This is a genomic window from Sanguibacter sp. Z41_6 (assembly GCF_059621145.1).
The window spans coordinates 312,090-332,039 of record NZ_JCAQIF010000002.1; the positions used below are offsets into that span (position 1 = coordinate 312,090).

General features: G+C 70.8%; 18 protein-coding genes. 8 read left to right on the forward strand and 10 right to left on the reverse strand.

Annotated elements, in window-relative coordinates; translation table 11 throughout:
* Positions 1 to 39 precede the first annotated feature (39 nt).
* Positions 40 to 1,926 (forward strand): 1-deoxy-D-xylulose-5-phosphate synthase, encoded by a 1,887-nt coding sequence (gene dxs / locus AC54T1_RS06395; protein ID WP_484344628.1) that lies wholly within the window; start codon positions 40 to 42, stop codon positions 1,924 to 1,926.
* Positions 1,927 to 1,980: 54 nt separating this feature from the next.
* Here dxs and AC54T1_RS06400 read toward each other — a convergent pair whose 3' ends face one another.
* The gene (locus AC54T1_RS06400; RefSeq protein WP_484344627.1) at positions 1,981 to 2,550 is read right to left on the reverse strand and encodes a pyridoxamine 5'-phosphate oxidase family protein; all 570 of its coding nucleotides are present in this window, start codon (positions 2,548 to 2,550) and stop codon (positions 1,981 to 1,983) included.
* A gap of 201 nt (positions 2,551 to 2,751) precedes the next feature.
* On the opposite strand from AC54T1_RS06400, the gene pflB reads away from it, so the two are divergent.
* The 3 genes from pflB to AC54T1_RS06415 all read left to right on the forward strand — a co-directional run bounded on the left by pflB (position 2,752) and on the right by AC54T1_RS06415 (position 6,397).
* Entirely contained in the window at positions 2,752 to 5,034 is a 2,283-nt protein-coding gene (gene pflB / locus AC54T1_RS06405) for a formate C-acetyltransferase (protein ID WP_484344626.1), read from the forward strand.
* Positions 5,031 to 5,948 carry a pyruvate formate-lyase-activating protein gene (gene pflA / locus AC54T1_RS06410; RefSeq protein ID WP_484344625.1) on the forward strand — a complete coding sequence of 306 codons (918 nt, stop codon included), beginning with the start codon at positions 5,031 to 5,033 and terminating at the stop codon, positions 5,946 to 5,948. Before pflB ends, pflA begins: the two co-directional genes overlap by 4 nt.
* Before the next feature lie 65 nt (positions 5,949 to 6,013).
* Positions 6,014 to 6,397, forward strand: a complete 384-nt coding sequence (locus AC54T1_RS06415) for a VOC family protein (protein ID WP_484344624.1) — start codon at positions 6,014 to 6,016, stop codon at positions 6,395 to 6,397.
* Positions 6,398 to 6,503: 106 nt separating this feature from the next.
* Here AC54T1_RS06415 and AC54T1_RS06420 read toward each other — a convergent pair whose 3' ends face one another.
* From AC54T1_RS06420 to AC54T1_RS06445, 6 genes are all read right to left on the reverse strand, one after another.
* Positions 6,504 to 6,794, reverse strand: coding sequence for a DUF1416 domain-containing protein (locus tag AC54T1_RS06420; protein ID WP_484344623.1), 291 nt, complete (start codon positions 6,792 to 6,794; stop codon positions 6,504 to 6,506).
* A gap of 9 nt (positions 6,795 to 6,803) precedes the next feature.
* Positions 6,804 to 7,631 (reverse strand): sulfurtransferase, encoded by an 828-nt coding sequence (locus AC54T1_RS06425; protein ID WP_484344622.1) that lies wholly within the window; start codon positions 7,629 to 7,631, stop codon positions 6,804 to 6,806.
* Between the two features lie 217 nt (positions 7,632 to 7,848).
* Entirely contained in the window at positions 7,849 to 9,984 is a 2,136-nt protein-coding gene (locus tag AC54T1_RS06430) for a 3-hydroxyacyl-CoA dehydrogenase NAD-binding domain-containing protein (protein WP_496911425.1), read from the reverse strand.
* A gap of 9 nt (positions 9,985 to 9,993) precedes the next feature.
* A complete protein-coding gene (locus tag AC54T1_RS06435) occupies positions 9,994 to 11,268 on the reverse strand; it encodes a thiolase family protein (protein WP_484344620.1) in 1,275 nt (424 codons plus the stop codon).
* A 145-nt stretch (positions 11,269 to 11,413) separates the two neighbouring features.
* Positions 11,414 to 12,733 (reverse strand): HRDC domain-containing protein, encoded by a 1,320-nt coding sequence (locus tag AC54T1_RS06440; protein WP_496911426.1) that lies wholly within the window; start codon positions 12,731 to 12,733, stop codon positions 11,414 to 11,416.
* Entirely contained in the window at positions 12,730 to 13,365 is a 636-nt protein-coding gene (locus AC54T1_RS06445; protein ID WP_496911563.1) for a DUF3000 domain-containing protein, read from the reverse strand. Before AC54T1_RS06445 ends, AC54T1_RS06440 begins: the two co-directional genes overlap by 4 nt.
* A gap of 143 nt (positions 13,366 to 13,508) precedes the next feature.
* Here AC54T1_RS06445 and gnd point away from each other — a divergent pair, with 143 nt between their 5' ends.
* The 3 genes from gnd to cuyB are packed head-to-tail and all read left to right on the forward strand — an operon-like array spanning position 13,509 to position 16,956.
* Positions 13,509 to 14,945 carry an NADP-dependent phosphogluconate dehydrogenase gene (gene gnd / locus AC54T1_RS06450; RefSeq protein ID WP_484344618.1) on the forward strand — a complete coding sequence of 479 codons (1,437 nt, stop codon included), beginning with the start codon at positions 13,509 to 13,511 and terminating at the stop codon, positions 14,943 to 14,945.
* Positions 14,942 to 16,225 carry a carboxylate--amine ligase gene (locus AC54T1_RS06455; RefSeq protein ID WP_496911427.1) on the forward strand — a complete coding sequence of 428 codons (1,284 nt, stop codon included), beginning with the start codon at positions 14,942 to 14,944 and terminating at the stop codon, positions 16,223 to 16,225. The genes gnd and AC54T1_RS06455 overlap by 4 nt, the downstream gene beginning before the upstream one ends.
* Complete coding sequence (gene cuyB / locus AC54T1_RS06460; protein WP_484344616.1) at positions 16,222 to 16,956, forward strand: cysteate racemase; 735 nt, start codon at positions 16,222 to 16,224, stop codon at positions 16,954 to 16,956. Before AC54T1_RS06455 ends, cuyB begins: the two co-directional genes overlap by 4 nt.
* Positions 16,957 to 17,013: 57 nt before the next feature.
* On the opposite strand, the gene AC54T1_RS06465 is transcribed toward cuyB, so the two are convergent.
* From AC54T1_RS06465 to AC54T1_RS06475, 3 genes are read right to left on the reverse strand one after another with little or no spacing between them, the layout of a single operon-like run.
* Positions 17,014 to 17,499 carry a hypothetical protein gene (locus AC54T1_RS06465; protein WP_496911428.1) on the reverse strand — a complete coding sequence of 162 codons (486 nt, stop codon included), beginning with the start codon at positions 17,497 to 17,499 and terminating at the stop codon, positions 17,014 to 17,016.
* Positions 17,496 to 18,380: a dihydrofolate reductase family protein gene (locus AC54T1_RS06470; RefSeq protein ID WP_496911429.1), complete on the reverse strand. Its 885-nt coding sequence runs from the start codon at positions 18,378 to 18,380 to the stop codon at positions 17,496 to 17,498. The genes AC54T1_RS06465 and AC54T1_RS06470 overlap by 4 nt, the downstream gene beginning before the upstream one ends.
* Positions 18,377 to 18,847: a SufE family protein gene (locus tag AC54T1_RS06475; protein WP_496911430.1), complete on the reverse strand. Its 471-nt coding sequence runs from the start codon at positions 18,845 to 18,847 to the stop codon at positions 18,377 to 18,379. The genes AC54T1_RS06470 and AC54T1_RS06475 overlap by 4 nt, the downstream gene beginning before the upstream one ends.
* A 38-nt stretch (positions 18,848 to 18,885) precedes the next feature.
* On the opposite strand from AC54T1_RS06475, the gene zapE reads away from it, so the two are divergent.
* Positions 18,886 to 19,914 (forward strand): cell division protein ZapE, encoded by a 1,029-nt coding sequence (gene zapE, locus AC54T1_RS06480; RefSeq protein ID WP_496911431.1) that lies wholly within the window; start codon positions 18,886 to 18,888, stop codon positions 19,912 to 19,914.
* The last annotated feature ends 36 nt before the right edge of the window (positions 19,915 to 19,950 follow it).

The window sequence follows — 19,950 nt, forward strand, 5'->3', positions numbered from 1 at the left end:
ACCACGCATGCTGGGCCTGCCCCGCAAGGAAAGAGCACCATGGGACTGCTGGAGACGATCACGTCACCGAGCGACGTGCAGAGGTTGACCCCGGCGCAAGCGACGGAGCTGGCGGCCGAGATCCGGGACTTCCTCGTGCAGTCGGTGTCCCGCACGGGAGGGCACCTGGGCCCGAACCTCGGGGTCGTCGAGCTCACCATCGGGATGCACCGCGTCTTCTCGTCCCCGAAGGACACCTTCGTCTTCGACACCGGGCACCAGTCGTACGTGCACAAGCTCCTCACGGGCCGCCAGGACTTCGCCGACCTCCGCACCCGCGGCGGGCTCTCGGGCTACCCGAGCCGCGCGGAGTCGGAGCACGACGTCGTGGAGAACTCGCACGCGTCGACGGCGCTCAGCTGGGCCGACGGGATCGCGAAGGCGAACGTCGTGCGCGGTCGCGACGACCGCCACGTCGTGGCCGTCATCGGCGACGGTGCGCTCACCGGCGGCATGGCCTGGGAGGCGATCAACAACATCGCGGCCGGTCACGACCGCCGCCTCATCATGATCGTCAACGACAACGGCCGGTCCTACGCGCCGACCATCGGCGGCATGGCGCACCACCTCGACACCCTGCGCACGACGCGGGGGTACGAGAGCTTCCTCGACTGGGGCAAGCGCACGTTGCGGAGGTCGGGCCCGCCCGGCCGGCTCGCGTACGAGGCGCTGCACGGCCTGAAGAAGGGCATCAAGGACGTCGTCTCCCCGCAGGGGATGTTCGAGGACCTCGGGATCAAGTACGTGGGGCCCGTGGACGGTCATGACATCGCGGACGTCGAGCGTGCTCTTGCGCGTGCCCGGGCGTACGGAGCGCCTGTCCTCGTGCACGTCATCACCGAGAAGGGGCGCGGCTACAGCCCGGCCGAGCAGGACGTGGCGGACCGCTTCCACGCCGTGGGTCAGATCCACCCCGAGACCGGCCTCCCGGTCGCCCCGTCACGCTTCGGGTGGACGAAGGTCTTCGCGGACGAGATCGTGGCGATCGGGCGCAGTCGCCCGGACGTCGTGGCGATCACCGCCGCGATGCTCGCCCCCGTCGGCCTCGCGCCGTTCGGCAAGGAGTTCCCCGGACGCACGTTCGACGTCGGGATCGCCGAGCAGCACGCCGCGACGTCTGCCGCCGGGATGGCGTTCGCCGGCCTGCACCCCGTCGTGGCCCTGTACGCGACGTTCCTCAACCGCGCCTTCGACCAGGTCCTCATGGACGTCGCGCTGCACAAGGCCGGCGTGACGTTCGTCCTCGACCGCGCCGGGATCACCGGCTCCGACGGGGCGAGCCACAACGGCATGTGGGACCTGGCGATGCTGCGCATCGTCCCGGGCCTGCACCTCGCCGCACCGCGCGACGAGGAGACACTGCGGTCCGCGCTGCGGGCCGCCGTCGACATCGACGACGCGCCGAGCGTCGTGCGGTACCCCAAGGGCCCGGTCGTCGAGGCGATCCCCGCGGTCGACGTCGTCGACGGGGTCGACGTCGTCGCCCGCACCCAGGCCGCCGAGACCGCGACGTCGCCTCGCAGGGTGCTCGTCGTCGGGATCGGGGCGATGGTCGGGACAGCGCTCGAGGTCGGCGAGATCCTCGCCGCGCACGACGTCACGGCCACGGTCGTCGCGCCGACATGGGTGCTGCCGCTCCCGCCCGCACTCGTCAAGCTCGCGGGCGAGCACGACCTCGTGGTCACGCTCGAGGACGGGCTCGCCGAGGGGGGCATCGGCGCCCTGCTCGGGGAGCACGCGGCGCGGGCGCGTGTCCTCACGCCTGTGCGGGCTGTGGGGCTCCCGACGGTGTTCCTCGACCATGCCAGCCGGGACCAGATCATCGCGACGCACCGGCTCACGGCGGCAGACGTCGCGCGCGACGTGCTCGACGACCTCGCGCACTGAGCACACCGTCGATCTGCAGGGCGCCGCCGCACTCGCGCGGACGCCGTGACGCCCCTACTGGGCCACGGAGCCCGGACCCGGGCTGGGAAGTCCCGCCAGCCCGTCGATGCTTCGTGAGTTGCGCTCCCGCTGATACGTCGCGATCCCGTCAGCACCCTTCTTCGTGCTCCACGACTCGAGAAGGTCGCGCTCCTCGACGACCTCCATGACCGGCACGCCCCACCCGCAGGCGTCACTGATCCGGCCGACGTCGACGACGACGACGGCGCGGGTCCCGGGGTGCGCGGGGTGCTGCTGCGAGACGAGCTCGAAGTCCGGGTCGCCCGGGTACGCCACGCGACCGGTGCCGTGCAGGCGAACGATGCGTGGCCGCGCCCCGAACGACGCGAACATGATGCAGATCCGGCCGTTCTCCTGGAGGTGGGAGATCGTCTCGATGCCGCTCCCGGTGAGGTCGACCCATCCGACGCGATGCGGTCCGAGAACGGAGAAGGAGTCGAGCCCGCGAGGGCTGACGTTCACGCGCCCGTCCTCGGCGAGGGGAGCGCTCGCGACGAAGAACATGGGCTGCGCACCGATCCATGCGGCGAGTGCGGTGTCGATGGCGTCGAAGACCTTGCTCATCTCGGCACGCTACTGCTGGAGTCCGTCAGCCGAGAAGAGGGATCTCGCAGTACGGATACGGTGACATTCGTGCCGATCCGGGCGGATCGTGTGACGCGCGGCACACCCCTGTAGCCTGGGGGCGGGCCGAAAGTCCCGCGACGAGAGCCGCCTCCGTCCATAGCGTGGAGGTACAGGCTCGACAGCAACGAGGAGATGGCGATGACCACCACAGCAGACGGCACCAGCATCACCCCCGCAGGTGCCAGCACCCCCGATGCTTGGCGCGGGTTCGTCCGCGGACCGTGGACGGAGTCGATCGACGTCCGAGACTTCATCCAGCGCAACTACACCCCGTACGAAGGTGACGCGTCGTTCCTCGAGGGCCCGACCGCGAAGACCCTCTCGGTCTGGGACACCCTGGAGAAGGACTACCTGTCCGTCGAGCGCGCGAAGCGCGTCTTCGACGTCGACACCCATGTCCCCGCAGACATCGACGCGTTCCCGGCCGGCTTCATCTCCGACGACGACGACGTCATCGTCGGCCTCCAGACCGACGTCCCGCTCAAGCGCGCGATGATGCCCAACGGTGGCTGGCGCATGGTCGAGACCGCGATCAAGGAAGCCGGTCTCGAGCCTGACCCGGCTGTCCGCGAGACCTTCACCAAGTACCGCAAGACCCACAACGAGGGGGTCTTCGACATCTACACCCCGCGGATCCGTGCCGCCCGCTCCTCGCACATCATCACGGGCCTCCCGGACTCCTACGGCCGTGGCCGGATCATCGGCGACTACCGCCGCGTCGCGCTCTACGGCGTGGACTTCCTCATCGCCGAGAAGATCGCCGCGAAGGACTCCGTCGCCGACCAGCCGTTCTCCGAGAGCTGGGCACGCTACCGCGAGGAGCACTCAGAGCAGATCCGTGCGCTGAAGAAGCTCAAGAACCTCGGCGAGCAGTACGGGTTCGACCTCGGGCGCCCCGCGGCCACCGCGCAGGAAGCCGTCCAGTGGACGTACTTCGGCTACCTCGCCGCCGTGAAGTCCCAGGACGGCGCCGCCATGAGCTTCGGTCGTCTCTCCGGGTTCTTCGACATCTACATCGAGCGGGACATGGCGGAGGGTACCCTCACCGAGGCTGAGGCCCAGGAGTACATCGACGCGCTCGTGCTCAAGCTCCGTATCGTGCGGTTCCTGCGCACCATCGACTACGACCAGATCTTCTCGGGCGACCCGTACTGGGCCACGTGGTCCGACGCGGGCTTCGGTGAAGACGGCCGGACCCTCGTCACCCGGACGTCGTTCCGTCTCCTGCAGACGCTGCGCAACCTCGGCCCGGCTCCCGAGCCGAACATCACGATCTTCTGGGACGAGAAGCTGCCGCGCGGCTACAAGGAGCTGTGCTCCGCGATCAGCATCGAGACGTCCGCCGTCCAGTACGAGTCCGACGCGCAGATCCGTGCGCACTGGGGCGACGACGCCGCCATCGCGTGCTGTGTCTCGCCCATGAGGGTCGGCAAGCAGATGCAGTTCTTCGGGGCCCGCGTCAACGCCGCCAAGACCCTGCTCTACGCCGTCAACGGCGGTCGTGACGAGATGAGCGGCAAGCAGGTCGTCACCGGCTTCGAGCCCATCACGGGTGACGGTCCGCTCGACTACGACGAGGTGTGGGCCAAGTACGACGCGATGCTCGACTGGGTCGTCGAGACGTACGTCGAGGCGCTGAACATCATCCACTACAGCCACGACAAGTACGCCTACGAGTCCATCGAGATGGCGCTCCACGACAGCGAGATCCTGCGCACCCTCGGATGCGGCATCGCCGGGCTGTCGATCGTCGCGGACAGCCTCTCCGCCATCAAGTACGCGAAGGTCACGCCGGTCCGTGACGACACAGGTCTCGTGATCGACTACATCACGGAGGGCGAGTTCCCCGTCTACGGCAACGACGACGACCGCGCTGACGAGATCGCGCAGCTCGTGGTGCACACCGTCATGGACAAGATCCGGGCGCTGCCGACCTACCGTGACGCGGTGGCGACGCAGTCGGTGCTCACCATCACCTCGAACGTCGTCTACGGCAAGGCCACGGGTTCCTTCCCGTCCGGCCACCGCAAGGGTGAGCCCTTCTCGCCGGGCGCGAACCCGGAGAACGGGATGGACACCCACGGGATGGTCGCCTCGATGCTCTCCGTGGCCAAGCTCGACTACGACGACGCCCTGGACGGGATCTCCCTGACGAACACGATCACGCCCAGCGGCCTGGGCCGGACCAAGGACGAGCAGGTGGGCAACCTCGTCGGGATCCTCGACGCCGGCATGAACGAGGGGCTGTTCCACGCGAACATCAACGTCCTCAACCGGGAGACCCTCGAGGACGCGATCGAGCACCCCGAGAACTACCCCAACCTCACGATCCGGGTGTCCGGGTACGCGGTGAACTTCGTCAAGCTGACGCGCGAGCAGCAGCAGGACGTGCTCACCCGGACGTTCCACCACACCGCATGAGCACGGGGCCCGCCGCGACGGTCGGCGCCGTGGGAGGCTGTGAGCCTCTGGACCCCGCGGTCGCGCGGGACGTCCTGCGCGACCAGGACTTCGACGCTCCCGAGCGTCGGGCGTCCGGTGCTGGCACCGGCGGGCTCCACGTCAGTGCGGTCAACCGTGGTGAGAAGTTCGAGCAGATGCGGGCCGGGCAGCTCGGGTCCATCCACTCCTGGGAGCTGGTCACCGCGGTGGACGGCCCCGGGACCCGGATGACGGTCTTCTTCGCGGGCTGCCCGTTGCGGTGCCTGTACTGCCACAACCCGGACACGATGCGGATGAAGGACGGAGAGCCGGTCACGGCGGACGAGCTGCTCAAGCGGATCCGGCGCTACCGCTCCGTGTTCGCCGCGACGGGCGGCGGGATCACGCTCTCCGGTGGAGAGGTCCTCATGCAGCCGGCCTTCGCGGCGACACTCCTGCGTGGCGCCAAGGAGAGCGGGATCCACACGACGATCGACACGTCCGGGTATCTCGGCGCGGCGTGCACGGACGAGATGCTCGACACCATCGACCTCGTGCTGCTGGACGTGAAGTCGGGTGACCCGGAGACCTACCAGCGGGTCACCGGACGTGAGCTGGCCCCGACCCTCGACTTCGGCCGGCGGCTGTCGGAGCGCGGGATCGAGACGTGGATCCGGTTCGTCCTGGTCCCGGGACTCACCGACGACGCTGCCAACGTCGCAGCTGTTGCCGAGTATGCGGCGACGCTGTCGTCCGTCACCCGCGTCGAGGTGCTCCCGTTCCACCAGATGGGCAAGGACAAGTGGGCCACCCTCGGTCTGCAGTACGAGCTCGAGGACGCCCGGCCCCCGACGACCGAGGAGACCGAGCGGGTGCGGGACCAGTTCCGGGTCCGCGGCCTCACGGTGTACTGACGCTCTGGCGGCTGGAGCTGCTGGACGGACGTGCCTGCGCTGCGCGGTCCTGGCAGAGTGGGCGCATGGCTATCACCGAGATCCAGTTGTTCTCCGTCCCCGTCACCGACCAGGACCGATCCCGGGACTTCTACCGGGACGTGCTCGGGTTCCAGGTCCTGGGTGACCAGCAGATCGCGCCCGGGATGCGCTGGGTGCAGCTCGCGCCCCCGAGCGGGTCCACGTCCATCTCGCTCGTCACCTGGCTGCCCACGATGAAGCCGGGTGACGTCAAGGGCATCGTCCTCGAGTCAGACGACCTCGAGGGCGACATCGCCCGGCTGACCGGGGCGGGAGTCGTCTTCGCCGGCGGGATCGAGGAGCAGCCCTGGGGCCGTTTCGCGACGTTCGAGGATCCGGACGGCAACGGCATCGTGCTGCAGCACACGACGAACCGCGTGCTCATCTGACCGATCCGGCTCACGCCGGGTGGTTCGACGAGACGACGCGGCTCGCCGGTACGACGACGGCGCACGTCCACCGGGACGTGCGCCGTCGTCGTACCGGCATGTGGGCTCAGGCCAGGAGGAGCTCCGTGCGGGTGACGCCGGTGCTGGCGACGACCTCCCCCCGGGTGGTGGCCCCGGGCGCAAGCACCCGGATCTCCCAGGTGCCCGGCGCCGCGTAGAAGCGGAACGCGCCCTCGGGGCTGGCGACGACCTCAGCGGTGAACTCGCCGGTGGCGTCGTGCAGCCGGACGTACGCACCCGCTGCGGGCCCGGTGGCGGAGCGCACGGTGCCCTCGATCACCGTGGCGCCGGCGGCTGCCTGGGAGGGCAGGGACTGGTCAGGGGCTGCGCAGGACATCCGCGCGGCTCAGCGCTCGACGGGGACGCCGACGAGGGAGCCGTACTCGACCCATGACCCGTCGTAGTTCTTCACGTCCTCCTGGCCGAGGAGCTGGCTGAGCACGAACCAGCTGTGGCTCGACCGCTCGCCGATGCGGCAGTACGCGATCGTCGGCTTGCTCGTGTCGAGGCCCGCTGCGCCGTAGAGGGCCGCGAGCTCCTCGTCGGACTTGAACGTGCCGTCGTCGTTGGCCGCCTTGCTCCACGGGATGTTGATGGCGCCGGGGACGTGCCCACCCCGCTGCGCGTGCTCCTGGGGGAGGTGCGCCGGACCGAGGATGGTGCCGGCGAACTCCTCGGGGGAGCGCACGTCGACGAGGTTCTTCTGACCGATCGACGCGACGACCTCGTCGCGGAACGCACGGAGCGTGAGGTCCTGGTCCTGCGCGACGTAGGTCGTGGCGGGACGGGGCACGACGCCGTCGCTGAGGGGACGGGACTCGAGCTCCCACTTCTTGCGGCCGCCGTCGATGAGCTTGACGTCCGTGTGGCCGTAGAGCGTGAAGTACCAGAAGGCGTACGCGGCGAACCAGTTGTTGTTGCCGCCGTACAGCACGACGGTGTCGTCGTTGCTGATGCCCTTGGCCGACAGCAGGGCCTCGAACTGCTCCTTGTTGACGAAGTCGCGACGGACCGGGTCCTGGAGGTCGAGCTTCCAGTCGAGCTTGATGGCGCCCTCGAGGTGCCCCTTGTCGTACGCGGAGACGTCTTCGTCGACCTCGACGAAGACCACGCCCAGGGTGTGCAGGTTGGCCTCTGCCCAGTCGGCTGAGACGAGTACGTCGGTGCGTGCCATCGGTGGTGCTCCTCGGCTGGTGCAGCCGCCGGTGAGCGTACAAACCGGGACGGCCGGGACGGATGAACGCCGCCGACGCTAACGGAGGGCTCCGCCGCTCACCATAGCCGTCCCGGTCCGTGAGACATCAAGAAGGCGCGGATCGGCTCAGAACGGCACTCTTCGACCGCCAACGGTGGCCGCCCGTCTCATCGGGCGAGACGAGCGGCCACCCTGGTCACCGTGGGACGTTCGCGACGCCGTCCGGCAGCAGGCGCCGCCCGAGGACCCGCTCCGAGTAGCCGGCGCGGTCGAGGAACGCCGTGATGCCGCCCGCGCTGAAGGGCCACCCGGCGCCGAGGATCATGCACACGTCGATCTCGCTCGGCCCCGACACGACCCCCTCGTCGAGCATGAACCCGATCTCGCGGGTGAGGGACGTGAGGACCTCGTCGAGGACGCCCTGCTCGTCGAGTGCTGGCTCTCGCTCGCCCGCGACCGAGTCGAACACGCCCTGCAGCGCAGGATCGACCGACGCCGGGACACCGCGGGCCGGTGGTGGCAGGACGACCGGCGTGTGGTCGGCGACGATCTTCTCGAGACCCGGGGACCGGGGGAAACGGTCCCCGAGGTCCTCCCGCAGCGAGGTGAGGACGTGAAGTCCGACGGCCGGCCCCACGAGGTCGAAGAGCGCGAACGGACCCATCGGCAGGCCGAGCGGACGCAACGCGCGGTCCGCGACCTCGACCGGGGTCCCCCGCTCGACCGTGCCGACGATCTCGCCCATGAGCAGCACGAGGAGCCGGTTGACGACGAATCCGGGCCGGTCGGCGACGAGCACCGCCGTCTTGCGCAACGTCGTGGCGACGGCGAACGCCGTCGCCAGCGCCTCGAGGCTCGTGCGTTCCGCACGCACCACCTCGACGAGGGGCATCTGGGCGACGGGGTTGAAGAAGTGCAGCCCCACCATCCGCCCCGGGTGCTTGAGGTCCGCGGCCATCTCTGAGACCGACAACGCCGACGTGTTCGTCGCGAGGACCGTCTCCGGGCGCACGACGCCCTCGAGCTCCGCCAGGACGCGCTTCTTGAGGTCCATCCGCTCCGTGACGGCCTCGATGACGAGGTCGCACCCGGCCAGGTCGGCGAGGTCCGTCGTACCGCGGACGGCGCCGACCACCTTCGTGGCGGAGTCGGCAGACATGCGACCCGTCGACACGAGACGTTCGACGGTCGAACGGACGGACGCGAGCCCCGCCTCGACGCGTTCGTCGTCGAGGTCGCGCATCGTCACCGGGACGCCCATCCGTTGGGCGAACAGCAGGGCGAGCTGCGATGCCATGAGCCCGGCGCCGACGATCCCGACGGACGTGACCGGGCGCGCCCGAGAAGCGTCAGGCGCCCCTGCGGGCCGCTTCGCGGCGTTGACGGTCGTGAAGGCATAGACGCTCGCCCGCATCTCGTCGGACATGATGAGGTCTGCGAGGGCCTCGTCCTCGGCCTCGAACGCTGCCTCGACGTCGGCGTCGCGGGCCGCGGCGAGGAGGTCGAGGGCGCGGTACGGGGCCGGCCGAGCACCGTGCACGACGGCGTCGACACGTTCACGGGCGGCTGCCACGGCCGCAGCCCACTCGTCCGCTGGGAGGAGCTCGGGGCGCGCGGGGGCCGAGATCTCCCCGGTGAGCACCCCGGCAGCCCAGGCCACGGAGCGCTCGAGGAAGTCCGCGGGCTCGAGCACGACGTCGACGAGCCCGATGTCCGCTGCCTGTGCGCCGGTGTACGGCTTCGACGCGGCAGGCCGCGTGAGGATGAGGTCGAGAGCATGGGGGAGACCGACGATGCGGGGCGCCAGGTAGCAGCCGCCCCAGCCGGGCACGAGGCCCAGGGACGTCTCCGGCAGCGCCAGCGCGCGGACGTCGCTGGCCGCGGTGCGGTACGTGCAGTGCAGCGCCAGCTCGAGGCCACCTCCCATCGCTACGCCGTTGACGAACGCGAACGTGGGAACCGGCATCTCGGCGAGGCGACGGAACGCGGCGTGCCCGGCGCGAGCAAGCCCGAGCGCGGCGTCGCGGTCAGCGAGGGAGCCCACGGCAGTGAGGTCGGCGCCCGCGACGAAGACGTACGGCTTGCCCGTGACCGCCACGGCTGCGACCTCGCCGTCCGCTGCCCGCCGGGCGACCGCGGCGAGGGCGTCGTCGAGCTCCGCGATGCCGACCGGGCCGAGCGTGCTGGGTTTCGTGTGGTCGAGCCCGTTGTCGAGGGTGAGGAGCGCGAGGGTCCGGCCGTCTGGCAGGGCGATGTCGCGGGTGAAGGTGTGCGTGACGCGCTCGGAGCGCGCACCGGTCTGGCCGGCGGTGGGCTGCGTGGTGCTCGTCATGAGTGGTCCTCAGCTCTCGGTCGGTGCAGACAGGGCGGCGGGGAGGTGGCCCGAGTAGTCGGCGTGGTGCGGGTTCTCCCACACGACGGTGCCGCCCATGCCGAGCCCCACGCACATCGTCGTGATGCCGTAGCGCACGGACGGGTCCGCCTCGAACTGCCGGGCGAGCTGCGTCATGAGGCGCACGCCCGACGAGGCGAGCGGGTGACCGACAGCGATCGCTCCGCCGTACGGGTTCACCCGCTCGTCGTCGTCGGCGAAGCCGAAGTGGTCGAGGAACGCGAGGACCTGGACAGCGAACGCCTCGTTGATCTCGACCAGGCCGATGTCGTCCATCGTCAGGCCAGCGTTGGCCAGAGCGCGTTCGGTCGCGGGGACGGGGCCGATGCCCATGACCTCGGGGTCGACGCCGGCGTAGCCGTAGGACACGAGGCGCATCCGCGCGGGGAGGCCCAGCTCGGCGGCGACGTCGCCCGCAGCGAGCAGGCAGACCGCAGCTCCGTCCGTGAGGGGGGAGGCGTTGCCCGCGGTGACTCGTCCGCCCGGGCGGAACGGGGTGGAGAGGTCGGCGATGTCCTCGACGGTCGTGCCGGGCCGGGCGAGCTCGTCCGCGGTGGCAAGGCCCCACCCACGCGCCGCCGAGCGTACGGCGACCGGTGACAGGTCCGGGGTGATGTGCCCCGCGGCCAGGGCTGCGGCGTACTTGGCCTGGCTCGCTACGGCGTAGGCGTCCGCCCGGGCCTTCGTCAGGTGCGGGTAGCGGTCATGGAGGTTCTCGGCCGTGGCTCCCATGACGAGAGCGCTGGGCTCGACGAGCTTCTCCGAGACGAACCGGGGGTTGGGGTCGGAGTCGAAGCCCATCGGGTGGTGCCCCATGTGCTCGACGCCTCCGGCCAGAGCGACGTCCTGCTGCCCGACGGCGATGGCTGACGCGGTGGTCGTCACTGCGGTCATGGCGCCTGCGCACATGCGGTCGATCGCGAAGCCGGGGACCGTGGTCGGCAGTCCGGCCAGGACGGCGACGGACCGTCCGAGGGTGAGTCCCTGGTCGCCCGTCTGGGTCGTGGCGGCGAGAGCGACCTCGTCGATGCGTTCGACGGGCAGCTCAGGGCGGCGTCGCAGGAGCTCTCGCACGGCCTTCACCGCGAGATCGTCGGCACGGGTCTCGGCGTAGAGACCGTCGGGCCGTGCCTTGCCGAACGGGGTGCGGACCCCCTCGACGAAGACGACGTCACGGATGGCGGGGCGGGAGGTCACAGCAGGGGTGGGCGCTGCAGCGGGCATGGAGGCTCCTGAAAGGGGGACGACGGTGTCCGGACGTACTCGTGGGTAACAAGCACGAGATACACGCTACCGGTCGTCTCAGGAAAACGCACGGAGCGCACGCTGGTACACGGGACGCCGGCCGCTCGCGGAACTCAGGAGGTCGTCAGGCGCTCGCGCGCAGGGCCTCCGCGATGGGGCCAGCAGTGAGGTCGATCTGCCATGGACGCGCACCGCCCTCGGCGAGGCGCGCGCGGACGCCCTCGAGAGAGGTGTCGGCAGGTGGCCGCCAGCACACCCGTCGCAGGAGATCGGGTTGCAGGAGGTTCTCGAGCGGCACCTGGTGCTCCTCGGACAGCTGCGCCATCGACGCGCGCGCGACAGCCAACCGTGCAGCAGCGTCCGGGTCCCTGTCCGCCCAGGCCTTCGGCGGCGGCGGAGCGTCCGTCCGGGGGCCGCGGGTGTCCGGGAGCTGGTCGTCCGGCAGAGCCAGGGCCGTGTCCACGGCGCGCTGCCAGGTGGCCGCGCGCCGTCGGGTGGCTGCCCCGCCGAACGCGTGGACCTTCGTCAGCTCGCCGACGGACCGAGGCATCGCTTGCGCCGCAGCGATGATCGCGCGGTCGGGCAGCACGCGGCCCGGAGCCGTGTCCCGAGACTGTGCGAGGCGGTCCCGGGCGAGCCACAGCTCGCGGACGATCGCCAGCTTCCGGCGGTCGCGCAACGCGTGCGCTCCGGAGACCTTCCGCCAGGGATCCACCCGGGGCGCCGTCGGAGGTGCCAGCCGGACAGCCTCGAACTCCTGTGCCGCCCACTCGCTCTTGCCAGCAGCCTCGAGACGGGCCGCCATGACGTCCCGGAGCTCGACGAGCACCTCCACGTCGAGCGCTGCGTAGCGCAACCATTCCGCGGGCAGCGGGCGGGTGGACCAGTCGACCGCGGAGTGCTCCTTGGCCAGGCCCAGTCCCAGCAGCTCCGCGACGACCGCAGCGAGGCCCACGCGCGGCAGACCCAGCAGGCGCGCACCGAGCTCGGTGTCGAACACCCGGGACGGGTGCAGGTTTTGCTCACGCAGCCCGGGCAGGTCTTGGGAGGCGGCATGGAGCACCCACTCCGTGCCCTCGAGGGCGGAGGAGATGCTCGAGAGGTCCGGCAGTGCGATCGGGTCGATGAGGAACGTCCCCGCGCCCTCGCGCCTCAGCTGGACGAGGTAGGTGCGCTGGCCGTACCGGTACCCCGACGCCCGCTCGGCGTCGACGGCGACAGGGCCGCTGCCCGCTGCGAGGCGGCGGGCAGCGCTGGACAGCTCCGCGGTCGTCGTGAGGACCGGAGGCACGCCGTCCGCGGGCTCGACGAGCAGCGTGAGCTCGGGCACGACCTCGGGTGAGATGTCGTCCGGCAGGTCGGTGACATCGAGCCGAGCCGGGACGGCGTCGACCGTGTGGTGGTCCAGGGACGCACCGTCGTCGTGCGGGACACCCGTGCTCATGGGCGGACCACCCCGCGCGGGCCGCGCTGCCGGGGGAGCGGCATCACGGAGTCGAGGGGTGAGGGCATGCCGGTGGTCGCCAGCATGAGGCTCGCCCATGCGTCGAGATGGGGTCCGAGGTCGGTGGTCGCGGCGTCGCTCCTGTCCCGCGCTGACCCGGGAGACGGTGTCCACGACGCGCGGATCTCGATCTCCGACTCGCTCGGTCGGCCGTCGAGCACGCCGAAGCTCTCGGAAACCACACGTGTGATCGTCCCGCCGAGCGCGCGGGTACGGACGCCCGCGACGAGCAGCGCCTCCTCGAGCCACGACCACGCAACCTCGCCCAGCATCGGGTCGGCGCCCATCTCGACGTCCAACGACGCGCGGACGAGGGTGACCACACGGTACGTGCCCTCCCAGGCTTCCTGACCCGCCGGATCGTGCAGCACGACGAACCTGCCCGACGCGACCTGACCCGACTCCTCGAGCTCTGCCGCGGTGATGTCACCGTCGAGGGCAGCGGCGAACGGTGCGACCGAACGGGGCGGGTCGATCTCCCGCAGCTGCAGGAACGGCCGCGGCCGGGCGGCGCGCAACGAACCCAGCGCCCGGAGGAAATCGGCGGGCGCCTCGGTCTGGTCGGCGGTCATCACGGCAGCAGACTACGGCTGAGGTCCGACATCTGAGCGGACCGGCGCGCGGACAGCAGCGTCCGAGATGATCGCACTACTGTGGAGGGCGTGTCCGCGCTCCGTCGACGAGCATCACCCTGGCGAACAAGGAGAACTTCCCTATGTCTGCACTCGCGCAGATCGGTGTGACCGGCCTGGCCGTCATGGGCCGCAACCTGGCCCGCAACTTCGCGCGGCACGGCTACACCGTCGCGGTGCACAACCGGTCCTACGCCAAGACCGAGTCGCTCATCGCGGACCACGGCGACGACGGTACGTTCCTGCCGTCCCAGTCCATGGCCGACTTCGTCGCCTCGATCGAGCGGCCGCGCAAGGTCGTCATCATGGTCAAGGCCGGCGGCCCGACGGACGCAGTGATCGAAGAGCTCGTCCCCCTCCTCGAAGAGGGTGACATCATCATCGACGCCGGGAACGCGCACTTCCCCGACACCCGTCGCCGCGAGGAGTACCTCAAGAGCTTCGGCCTGCACTTCGTCGGCACCGGGGTCTCCGGCGGCGAGGAGGGTGCCCTCAACGGTCCGAGCATCATGCCTGGGGGATCGCGGGAGTCGTACGTGACCCTGGGCCCGATCCTCGAGGACATCTCCGCCAAGGTCGACGGCGTGCCGTGCTGCACGTACGTCGGACCGGACGGCGCCGGACACTTCGTCAAGATGGTCCACAACGGCATCGAGTACGCCGACATGCAGCTCATCGCCGAGGCGTACGACCTGCTCAAGCAGGGACTGGGTGCCTCTGCAGCGGAGATCGGGAAGATCTTCGAGGAGTGGAACTCCGGCGACCTCGAGTCGTTCCTCATCGAGATCACCGCGGACGTGCTCCAGCACGTCGACGCCGAGACGGGCAAGGCCTTCGTCGACATCATCCTCGACCGTGCCGAGCAGAAGGGCACCGGTCGCTGGACCGTCCAGAACGGTCTCGACCTCGGCGTGCCCATCACCGGCATCGCGGAGGCGACCTTCGCGCGCGCCCTGTCCGGCTCGGTGCCGCAGCGTGCCGCGGCGCTCGGCGTCCTCGAGGGGGACACGGGCACCTGGGACGTGCAGGACCGCGACGCGTTCGTCGAGGACGTGCGGCTCGCGCTCTACGCCTCCAAGGTCGTCGCATACTCCCAGGGGTTCGACCAGATCGCGGCTGCGTCCGTGGAGTACGGCTGGGACATCGACCGAGGCGCCATGGCGCGGATCTGGCGTGGCGGATGCATCATCCGTGCACGCTTCCTCAACCGCATCACCGAGGCGTACGAGCGCGACGCCGAGCTCCCCCTGCTGCTCGCTGACCCGTACTTCACGGGCGCCGTGGGCAACGGTGTCGGTGCGTGGCGTCGGATCGTCTCCCAGGCTGCCCTCAACGGGGTCCCGGTCCCGGCGTTCTCGTCCTCCCTCGCCTACTACGACGGGGTCCGTGCCGAGCGCCTGCCCGCAGCGCTCATCCAGGCCCAGCGCGACTTCTTCGGTGCGCACACCTACCAGCGGGTCGACAAGCCCGGGACCTTCCACACCGAGTGGTCGCTCGACCGGTCTGAGACCGCTCAGTGACACAGGCGCCGACGTTCGAGGCCGCGCGAGACCTCCAGCCCGTCATCCTCGGTGGGGACATCGGCGCGTACAGCCTGGCCCGGACGTTCCACGAGGCCTACGGGGTGCGCTCCGTCGTCGTCTCGAGCGCGTCGACGGGGCTCGTGCGGCACTCGCGCATCCTGCACAGCGTCGTCGAGCCGCGGATGGACGACGGCACGGTCCTCGTCGCCACCCTGCGGCGGATCGCGTCCGAGCATCCGGGCAAGCGGCTGATCCTGCTCGGCAGTGCCGACTGGCTCGTGCGGGAGATCGTCGAGCACCGGTCGGAGCTCGAGGAGCAGTTCGTCATCCCGTACGTCCCTGTCGAGCTGCTCGACCTCGTCACGGACAAGGCCCGCTTCGGTGAGCTGTGCACCGAGCTGGGCCTGGCGCACCCGACGACGGTCGTGCACCGCGTGGGGTCGGGAGAGGCGGTCGACACCTCGGGCCTGACGTTCCCGGTCATCGCGAAGACCGGGAACACGGCGGCGTACCACGCGGTCGAGTTCCCGGGGAAGAAGAAGGTCTTCACGGTCGACTCGCACGCCGAGCTCCTCGAGCTGCTAGCGCGGGTGGAGGCGTCGGGATACCGGGACGACTTCGTCATCCAGGACTTCATCCCCGGCGACGACTCGGGCATGCGGATCCTCACCTGCTACAGCGACCGGTCCGGCCGGGTCCGGTTCGCATCGTTCGGGCACGTGCTCCTCGAGGAGCACACCCCGGGAGCGCTGGGCAACCCCGCCGGCATCATCACGCAGACGTCCCCCGAGGTCGTCGCCCAGGCCGTCCGGTTCCTCGAGCACATCGGATGGACCGGGTACGCGAACTTCGATCTCAAGTTCGACCCGCGTGACGGACGGACCGTCTTCTTCGAGCTCAACCCCCGGCTGGGGCGGTCCAACTTCTACATCACGGCCGCCGGGTGCAACACGGCCGAGCCCTACGTGCGGGAGTACATCGAGCAGCGGGACGACCTGCCCGGTGCTCCCGGCGCGCTCGAGGTCACGGACGAGCACCTGTACACGGTCCTGCCGCGCCAGCTCCTTCTGCGCTACGTTGCGGACGTGTCCCTGCAGGCGCGCACCCGTGGGCTCTTCCGGTCCCGCCGCGCGACGAACCCGCTGTGGTACCGCGCGGAGACCGATCCCCGCCGGATCGCGTACCTGGTCGTCGCGCAGCTCAACCAGTTCCGCAAGTACGCCCGGTTCTACCCGCTCTCCGAGCGGGACGCGGCGCGCCGGACGGCGTCGGCATGAACGGGGCGAGCGAGCCCACATCCCGTGACCTCGTCGGCGTGATCGGTGGGGTGGGCCCGCTCGCCACCGTGTACTTCCTCGACAAGGTCGTGCGGCTCACGGCTGCGGAGCGCGACCAGGACCACGTCGACCTCGTCGTGTTCAACCACGCGACCATCCCGGACCGCACGGCGTACATCCTCGGAGAGTCGGCGAGCGATCCCGGCCCGGTCATGGCCGACGACGCGCGGCGGCTCGAGGCCTTCGGTGCGGCGTTCCTCGTGCTCCCGTGCAACACGGCCCACAACTTCACCGAGGAGATCGTCGCCGCCGTCACCGTCCCGGTGGTGAGCATCATCGAAGAGACGGTGGACGAGGTCGTGGCCCGTGCGCCCCACGCACGCAGGGTCGGCCTCCTCGCGACGAGCGGAACGGTGAGCTCCGGCGTCTACCAGAGCGCGCTCGCCTCCCGTGGCCTCGAGGCGGTCGTCCCCGACGACGAGGACCAGGCGGGCCTCATGCGCATCATCTACGAGCAGGTCAAGGCCGGGCTCCCCGTCGACATCGACGCGTTCCGCGCGCTCGTCGCGCGGCTCGTGGACGCTGGCGCGCAGAGCGTCGTCCTCGGGTGCACCGAGCTCTCGGTCATCGCGGACGACTTCGAGCTGCTCGCGGAGCCCCTGTACGTCGACTCGCTCGACGTCCTGGCCCGCCGGACGATCGTCCGGGCTGGCCACCGCCTGCGGCTCTGAACCCCGCCCGGCGGGTGCCGGGCCCCACCGGGCGTCCCCGCTGTGCGGGAGCCCGGCTCAGCCGATCTGCGACGTCCGCGTGTACAGGTGCAGCACGGGGACCGACAGCTCCTCACGGGCCCGGGACGCCCAGTCACGGCGGAACGTGTCGTCGAGCGGGTGCTTGTCGGTGACGACGATGATCTCGCGGATCTCCTGCGCGTCGAGCGCAGCGCGCAGAGCGGGGAGCGGGTCGTCGGACACGACCTCTCCGGAGGCCTCGCAGCCACGCGCCCGGAACTCAGCGATGCTCCGCACGAGGCGCTCCGACGCCTCTGCGCGCGCGAGGCCCGGGCTCCGCTGGTCACGGGTCGCGTCTTCCCACGCCTGTCGGAACTGCCCGGCGGCGACGTGGTTGAGGATGTCGCCGAGCAGGCTCCGGTCGGTGTCGGCCGGGACGAGCACGCGGTAGTCGAGGTCGTCGCCGGGGTACAACCCGGTGATGTGCTGGACGTCGACGTCAGCAAGGGTGTCTTCGGTCAGGACAAGGATGGTGTCGGTCACCCGGCCACACTATCGGCCAGCGGCTCTCCAGGCTCGGGACGCAGCGCCCATCGTGCGAGAAGCACTCCGTGCGAGTGCAGGAGCACATCCAGCCGGCCCGTGCTCGTCAGCTCGGCGTCGGTCACCACGGTGCGCGTGGCAGGCCCGCCCACGACGAGCGGGCTCGTCGTCTGGCAGAGCTCGTCGACGGCGCCCGCCGCAAGGAGGGTCCCGAGGAGCCGGGGACCCCCCTCGCAGAGCACACGCGTGAGCCCGAACCCGGCGAGTGCGGCCACTCCCGCCACGACGTCGACGTCCTCCTCACCGAGCACGAGCACCCGCTCGGTGGGCAGATGCCCCGGGAGGGACCGGGCACCGCGGCGGGACGTGAGGACGAACGGTGCCCGGTCGTCCGTGGCCCGGGCCAGAGCGTCCGGGAGCACGCCCGAGCGGGTGACGACGGCCACCTGGAGGTGCATCGGCAGCCCGCGGGCGGCCCTGGCCGGCGCGAGGTCGCCGTCGACCGCCAGGGGGGTGTACCGCTCGGCGCGTGCTGTGCCCGCACCGACGAGGACGACGTCCGACAGCGCGCGCAGGACCCGGAACACCCGATGGTCAGCGGCCCCGTTGATCGACCCCGAGCGTCCGTCAGCCCCCCAGGCCGCACCATCGATCGAGGTGACCATGTTCGCGCGGACCACGGCCACGCCGTCGCGCACCCGGTCCGGGTAGGCGTACAACGAGCACAGCGCCGGGTCGCCCGTCGTGTACGGGAGGACCGCGCCCGGGTCCACCGGTGCGCCGGCCACGTCGTCGGTGCGACCGGGGGTGCTGCGTCCGGACCCGCCGGGCCGGGAGCGCCCGACCAGCACATCGAGGTCCGGGAAGCGCGCGGAGCTCACGCGCCCGGGTCGTCGAGCGCCCGCACCTGCCGTTGCACACGGCCCAGGAGCGACGCCATTCCCGCCAGCCGCAGCGGGCTGACGAGCGTGGCGAGACCGAGGCGCGCCGGCAGGTCGCTGGGAATCGCGAGCACCGCCGCTGCGTCGAGCCCGTCGAGTCCTTCGGTGAGCACCCCGGCGAACCCCCGCGTCGTCGGGGCTTCGCGTGGAGCCCGGACGTGGAGGGTGACCGTGCGGACACCTGGCGCCCGCTCGACGGCGACGTACACGGGGGACTGGCACTCCTCCACGCGCTCCATGAGCTCGGGGTGCGCGAGGTACCGGTCGGGGACCTCGCGGACGCTGTCCCCGAGCTCGACGAGCATCTCGAGCCGTTGCGCGGGAGGCAGCGCCCCGAACTCCGCGACGAGCTCGGCGAGGGCGGACGGGAGGGCGCCGTCGGACGCGGGGTGAGTGGTGATCGACACAGCCCCAGCCTAGGCGCTGGCCGGTACGCTCGGCAGTTGTGACCTCCTCGCCTGTGCATCTCACGACGGTCCACCCCGACGTCTCCGCAGGGCGGCTGCTCGAGGACCTCGTCCCACCCCGGCACTTCGTCGACGCATCGTTCGACTCCTACCGCGCCGACCCCACGTACCCGAGCCAGGCCGCCACGGTCGAGCGGCTCCGCGCGGTCGCCGAGCAGCTCACGGGTGCGCGCGGAGGATGGTTGCGGCGGCTGCGCGGACCGGCCCAGCCGCCGGCCGTGTACCTCGACGGTGGGTTCGGCGTCGGCAAGACGCACCTGCTCACCTCGCTCGCGCGCGCCGTCGGCACGGGGGACAGCGCGTACGGCACCTTCGTGGAGTACACGAACCTCGTCGGCGCGCTCGGTTTCGGCGCCACGGTGGACGCTCTCGCCGAGAAGCGTCTCGTGTGCATCGACGAGTTCGAGCTCGACGACCCGGGGGACACCGTCCTCATGTCCCGTCTGCTCCGCGAGCTCGCCGACCGTGGCGTCGCCCTTGCTGCGACGTCGAACACGCTCCCGGACTCGCTCGGCGAGGGACGGTTCGCCGCCGAGGACTTCCTCCGGGAGATCCAGGCGCTCGCGGCTCGCTTCGAGGTCATGCGCGTCGACGGCGAGGACTACCGCCACCGTTCGGTCGGTGGGGCGGTGCCGACCTTCGACGACGACGCGGTGCTCGCCAGCACCGCGGGACGCGCGGGTGCGGCGGTCGACGACTTCGACGCGTTGCTCGCGCACCTCGCGCGCGTGCACCCCAGCCGGTACGGCGCCCTGCTCGACGGCGTGACGCTCCTCGGCCTCACCGGCGTCCACCCTGTGGAGGACCAGTCGGCGGCGCTGCGGCTCGTCGTCCTCGTCGACCGGCTCTACGACCGCGACGTCCCGGTGGTGCTCTCAGGGGCGGGCACGGATCTCTTCACGGAGGAGATGCTCGGCGGGGGGTACCGCAAGAAGTACTACCGCGCGCTGTCCCGGCTCGGCTCGCTCGCCCAGGACGGCCGCGAGCTCGTGGAGCAGCCCGCCTGACCAGGCTGCACCTGATCGACGCACGAGAGGTCACTG